The organism is Streptomyces sp. NPDC002265 (genome assembly GCF_040296125.1).
Lineage (GTDB): Bacteria > Actinomycetota > Actinomycetes > Streptomycetales > Streptomycetaceae > Streptomyces.
Genome location: NZ_JBEOWS010000398.1, coordinates 1 through 8,321, shown reverse-complemented (window position 1 = coordinate 8,321; position 8,321 = coordinate 1). Strand labels below are relative to the sequence as shown.

Annotated in this window: 7 protein-coding genes; 1 reads left to right on the top strand and 6 read right to left on the bottom strand. The window is 71.2% G+C overall.

The genetic code is table 11. From position 1 onward, the window contains the following. Window positions 1-128 precede the first annotated feature (128 nt). The 6 genes from ABT085_RS40420 to ABT085_RS40395 all read right to left on the bottom strand — a co-directional run bounded on the left by ABT085_RS40420 (window position 129) and on the right by ABT085_RS40395 (window position 7,615). Entirely contained in the window at window positions 129-1,154 is a 1,026-nt protein-coding gene (locus ABT085_RS40420) for a PAC2 family protein (protein ID WP_351620235.1), read from the bottom strand. 175 nt (window positions 1,155-1,329) lie between these two features. Further along, on the bottom strand, window positions 1,330-2,001 hold the full coding sequence (locus ABT085_RS40415; protein ID WP_351620232.1) for a FadR/GntR family transcriptional regulator: 672 nt from the start codon (window positions 1,999-2,001) through the stop codon (window positions 1,330-1,332). Window positions 2,002-2,277: 276 nt separating this feature from the next. Beyond that, the gene (locus tag ABT085_RS40410; RefSeq protein WP_351620228.1) at window positions 2,278-3,894 is read right to left on the bottom strand and encodes a glycerol-3-phosphate dehydrogenase/oxidase; all 1,617 of its coding nucleotides are present in this window, start codon (window positions 3,892-3,894) and stop codon (window positions 2,278-2,280) included. Between the two features lie 9 nt (window positions 3,895-3,903). Further along, window positions 3,904-5,442 carry a glycerol kinase GlpK gene (gene glpK / locus ABT085_RS40405; protein ID WP_351620225.1) on the bottom strand — a complete coding sequence of 513 codons (1,539 nt, stop codon included), beginning with the start codon at window positions 5,440-5,442 and terminating at the stop codon, window positions 3,904-3,906. Between the two features lie 125 nt (window positions 5,443-5,567). Then, window positions 5,568-6,362: an MIP/aquaporin family protein gene (locus ABT085_RS40400; protein ID WP_351620222.1), complete on the bottom strand. Its 795-nt coding sequence runs from the start codon at window positions 6,360-6,362 to the stop codon at window positions 5,568-5,570. Between the two features lie 488 nt (window positions 6,363-6,850). Then, entirely contained in the window at window positions 6,851-7,615 is a 765-nt protein-coding gene (locus ABT085_RS40395; protein ID WP_351620219.1) for an IclR family transcriptional regulator, read from the bottom strand. A gap of 295 nt (window positions 7,616-7,910) precedes the next feature. Between ABT085_RS40395 and ABT085_RS40390 the strand changes: the two genes are divergently transcribed. Then, the coding region (locus tag ABT085_RS40390) for a homocysteine S-methyltransferase family protein (RefSeq protein ID WP_351620216.1) at window positions 7,911-8,321 on the top strand (411 nt) is incomplete at its 3' end.

The window sequence follows — 8,321 nt, the reverse complement described above, 5'->3', positions numbered from 1 at the left end:
CCGCGCGGGTGGCCGCACCCCCCGCCCCGCCGCCCACGACCCAGGGGGGCCTTACTCCACCGGGCACCAACCGCCCCTGGTCACGTACGCGGTCAGGGCCCGGACCGGGGACCGCCGCACGGGCGTGGTCAGTCCTCCGACGAATCCTCGTCGTCCGCGCTCGGCTTCGCGTCGTCCGCGCTCGGCTTCGGAGGCTTCGGCGGCCGGGTCCGCTCACTGGGGCTGTCGCGCCGGTACGAACCCGGCGACGACGGCCCGTCGCCGCCCTCCGTGGCGTGCCCCCCGGGTGCTCCGGGTGCCCCGGGCGGTCCGCCGCCGTCCCGCCGCCGCAGATACCGCTCGAACTCGCGGGCGATCGCCTCGCCGGACGCCTCCGGCAGCTCGGCGGTGTCCCGGGCCTCCTCCAGCGTCTGCACGTACTCGGCGACCTCGCTGTCCTCGGCGGCCAGCTGGTCCACCCCCACCTGCCAGGCGCGCGCGTCCTCGGGCAGTTCGCCCAGCGGGATGCGCACGTCGATGAGGTCCTCCAGCCGGTTGAGGAGAGCCATCGTGGCCTTCGGGTTGGGCGGCTGCGACACATAGTGCGGGACGGCGGCCCACAGCGACACCGCCGGCACGCCCGCGTGCGTGCACGCCTCCTGGAGGACGCCGACGATGCCCGTCGGGCCCTCGTACTTGGTCTCCTCCAGATCCATGCGCTGCGCCAGATCCGGGTCGGACGTGGTCCCGCTGATCGGGACCGGACGGGTGTGCGGGGTGTCGCCGAGCAGCGCGCCCAGGATCACCACCAGCTCCACGCCCAGCTCGTGCGCGAAGCCGAGCAGCTCGTTGCAGAACGAGCGCCAGCGCATGGACGGTTCGATGCCGCGGACCAGCACCAGGTCGCGCGGCTTCTCGCCGCCGACCCGGACCACCGACAGCCGCGTCGTCGGCCAAGTGATCTTGCGCACGCCGGCATCCATCCACACCGTGGGCCGGTTCACCTGGAAGTCGTAGTAGTCCTCGGCGTCGAGCGCCGCGAACACCTCGCCCTTCCACTCCCTCTCCAGATGCGCGACCGCGGTGGAAGCGGCGTCGCCGGCATCGTTCCAGCCCTCGAACGCGGCCACCATGACCGGGTCGATCAGCTCGGGAACCCCCTCGAGCTCGATCACCCAGCGCCTCCTTCCGACGTGCCCTCGCGTACGTCCCAACCTTACGGCGTGCGGCGGGGGCGCCCGCAGCCCCCTTGCACGGGGGAGTGAACGGATCACTGCCCCGATCACCACGCCCGAACACCCTCGACAGGCGTCGTCCGCCCGCGCTCCGCCCCTTGGATCCACAGGAGATTCACAGCGTGTTGCGCAGCCACTGCTCCACACTCGCGATGTGCACGGTCGCCCAGGAACGCGCCGCCTCCGCGTCCCGGTCGCGCAGCGCGGCCAGGATCGCCCGGTGCTCGTGCAGTGTGCGGGCGACCGCGTCCTGCTGGGTCAGCCCGCGCCAGATCCGGGCCCGGGTGGTGGGTCCTGACAGACCGTCGAGCAGCGAGCACAGCACCGAGTTGCCCGCACTGCGCACGATGTCCCGGTGGAACTCCAGGTCGCAGGCGACGAGTTCCTCCACCGAGGGCGCCTCGCCCAGCGTGTCCAACCGGGCCGAGAGCACGTCCAGTTGCCGCTCGCTGATCCGCGGGGCCGCCATCGCGGTGGCGGCCGGCTCCAGGATGCGGCGCACGGAGAGGAACTCCAGCACCGTGTCGTCGCGGTGGAAGTCGACGACGAAACTCAGCGCCTCCAGCAGCAACTGCGGGTCCAGACTGGTCACATAGGTGCCGTCGCCCTGCCGTACGTCCAGGATCCGGATCAGCGACAGCGCGCGCACCGCCTCCCGCAGCGAGTTGCGCGACAGCCCCAGGCCGGCGGCCAGTTCGCTCTCCTTCGGCAGCCGGTCACCCGGGCGCAGCGCGCCGGAGACGATCATGTCCTTGATCTTCTCGATCGCCTCGTCGGTGACTGCCACGAAGGGGCCCCCTGTCGCTCGCGCATCCGAGACATCCGATGTCTCAGGGGCATTATGGAGGCCCGGCCCGCCCGGCGCGGCCAAGTCGCCGATCACTGCCGCCCGTTGCGCCCGGCAGGCGCCCGCAGGCGCCCGTAGACACCCGCAGGCGCCAGCAGTGCCTGTGGCCGGCCGGGACGGCGAAAGGGGCGGCTCCGCCGATGTGGAGCCGCCCCTGACACGACGGCGGAAGCGGACCCCGGCGCCGGCCCCGGTCAGGCAGGGCCGGCGAGGGGCCTACTCCGCGTCGAGCACGTCCTGGACCCTCGCCCGGACCTCGTCCGTGGCCAGACCCCGGATCGTGAGCGTCGTGCGACGGCGCAGCACGTCGTCCGGCGTCTCGGCCCACTCGTGGTCCCGGGCGTACACGACCTGCGCCCAGATCTCCGGCGCGTCCGGGTGCACGCGCTCGCCCAGCCGCGGGTCCTCGTTCGCCAGCCGGGCGATGTCGAAGGCCAGCGAGCCGTAGTGGGTGGCCAGGTGCCGGGCGGTGTCCGCCGCCATCCGCGGTCCCGGCGCCGGACGGTCGGTGAGCAGTCGGTGGGCGACCGCGCGCGGGTTGGCGACCCCGGGCAGCGGCAGCTTCTTCGGCAGCGAGGCGACCGGCTCGAAGTCGTCGCCGAGCGGGTGCCCCGGCAGCTCCTGGAGCTTGCGCATCACGGTGCGGCCGATGTGTCGGAAGGTGGTCCACTTGCCGCCCGCGACCGACAGCATGCCGCCCCGGCCCTCGGTCACCACCGTCTCGCGCTTGGCCTTGGCGGTGTCGCCGGGACCGCCCGGCAGCACCCGCAGACCGGCGAAGGCGTACGTGATCAGGTCACGGCCGAGCTGCTGGTCCCGGATCGAGAACGCCGCCTCGTCGAGGATCTGGGCCGTGTCCTTGTCGTTGACCGCGACGTCCGCCGGGTCGCCCTCGTACTCCTCGTCGGTCGTGCCCAGCAGCAGCATGTCCTCCCACGGCAGGGCGAACGTGATGCGGTACTTGTCGATGGGGGTCGCCAGCGCGGCCTTCCACGGCGCGGTCCGCTTCAGGACCAGATGCGCGCCCTTCGACAGGCGGATCGACGGCGCTGCATTCGGGTCCTCCATCCGCCGCAGGTGGTCCACCCACGGTCCGGTCGCGTTCAGTACCAGGCGGGCGTTCACCCCGAACTCCTCACCGGACAGACGGTCGCGCAGTTCGGCGCCCGTCACCCGGCCCCGGGTGAAACGCAGCCCGGTGACCTCGGCGTGGTTGAGGACGACGGCGCCCGACTCGACGGCCGCGCGGACCGTCATCAGCGCCATCCGGGAGTCGTTCATCTGGTCGTCGCCGTAGACGGCGACGGCCTTGAGGTTGTCGGTGCGCAGCTCGGGCACGTCCTGCGCGGCCTTGGCCGGGCTGAGCAGGTGACCCACACCGTCACCGAACGCGGAGAGTGCGGAGTAGGCGAAGACGCCCGCCCCGAGCTTCGCCGCGCCGTGCGGCCCGCCCTTGTACACGGGGAGGTAGAACGTGAGCGGGTTCGCCAGGTGGGGGGCCACCTGGCGGGAGACCGCACGGCGCTCGAAGTGGTTCTCCGCCACCAGCTTCACCGCGCCGGTCTGCAGGTAGCGCAGACCGCCGTGGAGGAGCTTGGAGGAGGCGGAGGAGGTGGCACCGGCGAAGTCGCCGGAGTCGACCAGAGCCACCCGCAGACCGGACTGCGCGGCGTGCCAGGCGGTGGAGATGCCCAGGATGCCGCCGCCGATCACGAGAAGGTCGTACGACGCCTTGGAAAGCTGCTCTCGGGTCTCGGCACGGCTCGGGTTCGAGCCGGCGGCCGGGCGCGTACCGAGGGCAGGCACGGACTGCAGGGTGGGCTGACTGGTCATCGGTGGTTCTTACTCCTCGTCCTCGAGCCAGCCCATGGTCCGCTCGACGGCCTTGAGCCAGTTCTTGTACTCACGGTCGCGGTGCTCCGCGTCCATGCGGGGGGTCCACTCGGCGGCCCGGCGCCAGTTGGCGCGCAGGTCGTCGGTGTTGTTCCAGAAGCCGACGGCGAGACCGGCGGCGTAGGCGGCGCCGAGGCAGGTCGTCTCGGCGACCATCGGGCGCACCACGGGGGCGTCCAGGAAGTCCGCGAGCGTCTGCATCAGCAGGTTGTTGGAGGTCATGCCGCCGTCGACCTTGAGCGCCGTGAGCTCGACGCCCGAGTCCTTCGTCATGGCGTCGGTGATCTCACGGGTCTGCCAGGCCGTGGCCTCCAGGACGGCACGAGCGAGGTGCGCCTTGGTGACGTACCGGGTCAGACCGGCGATCACACCGCGGGCGTCGGAGCGCCAGTACGGGGCGAACAGACCGGAGAAGGCCGGCACGAAGTAGGCGCCGCCGTTGTCCTCGACGCTGAGCGCGAGCGTCTCGATCTCGGCTGCGGTGGAGATCAGGCCCATCTGGTCGCGCATCCACTGCACCAGCGAACCGGTGACGGCGATCGAACCCTCCAGGGCGTACACCGGCTTCTGGTCGCCGATGCGGTAGCCGACCGTGGTCAGCAGGCCCGAGTAGGAGTTGATGATCTTCTCGCCGGTGTTCATCAGCATGAACGTGCCGGTGCCGTACGTGGACTTGGCCTCGCCCTCGGAGAAGCAGGTCTGGCCGAACAGGGCCGCCTGCTGGTCGCCGAGCGCCGAGGCGACCGGGATGCCGCCGAGCAGCTCGCCCAGCCGGCCGCCGGTGACCTCGCCGTAGACCTCGGCCGAGGAGCGGATCTCGGGCAGCATCGACAGCGGGACGCCGATGGACTCGGCGATCTTCGGGTCCCACTCCAGCGTGTGCAGGTTCATCAGCATGGTGCGGGAGGCGTTGGTGACGTCGGTGACGTGGTGGCCGCCGTCGACACCGCCGGTCAGGTTCCAGATGACCCAGCTGTCCATGGTGCCGAAGAGGATGTCGCCCGCCTCGGCGCGCTCGCGCAGCCCCGAGACGTTGTCGAGCAGCCAGCGCGCCTTGGGGCCGGCGAAGTACGACGCGAGCGGCAGGCCCGTCTCGCGGCGGAAGCGGTCCTGGCCGACGTTGCGGCCGAGCTCCTTGCAGAGCGCGTCGGTGCGGGTGTCCTGCCAGACGATGGCGTTGTGGACGGGCTCACCGGTGTTCTTGTCCCACAGCACGGTGGTCTCGCGCTGGTTGGTGATGCCGATGGCCTTGATGTCGTCGCGGGTGATGCCGGCCTTCGCGATGGCTCCGGCGACGACCTCCTCGACGTTGGTCCAGATCTCGGTGGCGTCGTGCTCCACCCAGCCCGGCTTGGGGAAGATCTGCTCGTGTTCCTTCTGGTCGACGGAGACGATCCGGCCGTCGCGGTCGAAGACGATGCAGCGGCTCGAGGTGGTGCCCTGGTCGATGGCGGCGATGAACGGGCCGGCGGTGTGCGCGTCGGTCACTGTCTGCTCCTGGGAGTTGCGTGGTTGGGGGCGGTACGTACGGCGCGTGCGGTGAGGTTCGGTGCTTCGGGTCCGGACATGCGGTGCGTGCGGTGCACGGGGCGAGTTCCGGAGGGCCGGCGTTCTCAGGCGAAGGCGACGTTGTATATGCCCGCGGCGATCGCACCGCCGATCAGCGGGCCGGCCACCGGTATCCAGGCGTAGCGCCAGTCGGAGCCGCCCTTGTTGGGCAGCGGCAGGAGCGCGTGCACGATGCGCGGACCGAGGTCACGGGCCGGGTTGATCGCGTAGCCGGTCGGGCCGCCGAGGGACAGACCGATCGAGACGACGACGAGGGCGGTGATCAGCGCGCCCAGCGTGCCGAGGCCGTTGCCCGCGTCGTTGAGGCCCTGGGTGAGGACGGCGAGGACGAGCACGACGGTGCCGATGATCTCCGTGGCCAGGTTCTGCCAGACCACGCGGATCTCGGGGCCGGTGGAGAAGACGCCCAGGACCGGGCCTGCGCCCTTCTCCCGGGCCTCGACCGACTGCACCTTGGCGGGCTGCCCGCCGAGGTCGCCGACGATCTCCTCGTCGGTCAGGTGCGCCTGGAACTGGCCGTAGTAGGCGACCCAGACCAGCGTCGCGCCGATCATGGCGCCCAGGAGCTGGCCGCCCCAGTAGACCGGAACGTTGCTCCAGTCGCCGTCCTTGATCGCGAGTGCGAGCGTGACCGCCGGGTTGAGATGCGCGCCGGACAGCGGGGCCGAGGTGTAGACGGCCGTGAGTACGGCGAAGCCCCACCCGAAGGTGATGGCGAGCCAGCCGGCGTTGCGGGCCTTGGAGGCCTTCAGCGTGACGGCGGCACAGACGCCGCCGCCGAGCAGGATGAGTATGGCGGTACCGATGGTCTCGCCGATGAAGATGTCGGAGCTGGACACCCGCGACTCCTTTGTCCTTCGTCCAGGAAGCCGAATCCCGGGTCCCGCCGGGAGTTCGACGCCCTCGGGGGTGAGAGCGATGCCGGCCTTACGCGTTGCCACACCTTAGCGTGTATTGCCGTCAGGTGTTCGACAATGTCGACCGGTGGACGGGAGTCTTGCTCCGGCGTCAGGCATGCGTCAAGAGTTCTGTTATCGAAAACGCGATCGTCGGTCGCGATCGTTATTCATGACCGGGAGATATCCGTGCGGCCGGGGGCCGGACGGCGGCAGTGCGGCCATGACGTGCACGCATCCAGACTTTGTCCCACTTTGTACACCTCAGGGCATGGCAAGGACCGGAGCGCCACCGGGCGTTCCGGTCCATCGGTCTGAGGCCCTGAGGCCCTGAGGCCCTGAGGCCCTGAGGGTCTGAAGGTGATGGGCGTGCGGGCGTGCGGGCGTGCGGGGTCGCACGGGGTCGCGGGGCTGCGCGGGCCCGCGCCGGCTCAGAAGCGGGCGGCGCCCAGGTCCCGCGACACCGCGCGGGCGCAGTCGCGCACCGCCGCGATCAGCTCGGGACGCAGCTCCCCGTCCCGGCGCAGCCGCTCCACGGCCCCGGTGATGCCGACCGCGCCGACCGGCATCCGCCGCCGGTCGTGGATGGGCGCGGCGATCGACGCGACGCCCTCCCAGGTCTCCTCGACATCGGCCGCGTACCCCCGCGCCCGCGTCACGTCGAGGACCTGCTCGAACTCCACCGACTCGCACACGGTCCGCTCCGTGAACGGCTTGCGGTCGGCCTCCATGGCCTCGCTGTGCGCCACCGGGTCGTACGCGGACAGCACCTTGCCGAGCGCGGTGGAGTGCAGGGGCTGCATGGCCCCGATCTCCAGCACCTGCCGGCTGTCGTCCGGCCGGAAGACGTGATGCACGATCAGTACGCCCTGCTGGTGCAGGACCCCCAGATGCACGCTCTCCCCGCTGGAACGGGCCAGGTCGTCCGTCCATACCAGCGCCCGCGCCCGCAGTTCGTGCACGTCGAGATAGGTGGTGCCCAGCCGCAGCAGCTCGGCGCCCAGCTGATAGCGCCCGGAGGCCTCGTCCTGCTCCACGAAACCCTCCAGCTGGAGCGTGCGCAGAATGCCGTGCGCGGTGCCCTTGGCGAGGCCGAGCGCCGAGGCGATGTCCGACAGGCCGAGCCGCCGCTCGCCGCCCGCGAGCAGCCGCAGCATCGCGGCCGCCCGTTCGAGCGACTGGATGTTCCGTGCCATCGCCGTCCTGCCTCCGTCCCCATGACCGACAATGCGCGGCCTTAAACTGCCAACGTTCGGCAATGCCGAACACTACCGGTCCAGGCGGACGTCCCGCCAATGGTCCGTCGGTACCTGTTGCGTCACGCGCCCCCCGGCCGTGGCCCGCACGCCATCCTCGTCCGCCTCGTGGACGCCCCGACCATAAGCCCCCGGTCCCGGATACCCTGACGGGGTGCGCCCGCCCAGGGACCCCACCCGGTACTCCCGGGGCGGCGCAAAGCCGACAGCCGTCGCACCAAAAGGGAGCCCCTTCATGGCCTCTGTGCCGCCGACCCTTTCCGCCGACAGCCGGACCCGTGTGTCCGCGCTCCGCGAGGCCCTCGCCACCCGTGTGGTGGTCGCCGACGGAGCCATGGGCACCATGCTCCAGGCCCAGGAGCCCACGCTCGAGGACTTCCAGAACCTCGAGGGCTGCAACGAGATCCTCAATGTGACCCGGCCCGACATCGTCCGTTCGGTCCATGAGGCCTACTTCTCCGTGGGCGTCGACTGCGTCGAGACGAACACGTTCGGCGCCAACCACTCCGCGCTCGGCGAGTACGACATCGCCGACCGCGTGTACGAGCTGTCCGAGGCGGGCGCCCGCGTCGCCCGCGAAGTCGCGGACGGCTTCACCCCCCGCGAAGGCCGCCCGCCCTGGATACTGGGCTCCATTGGGCCCGGG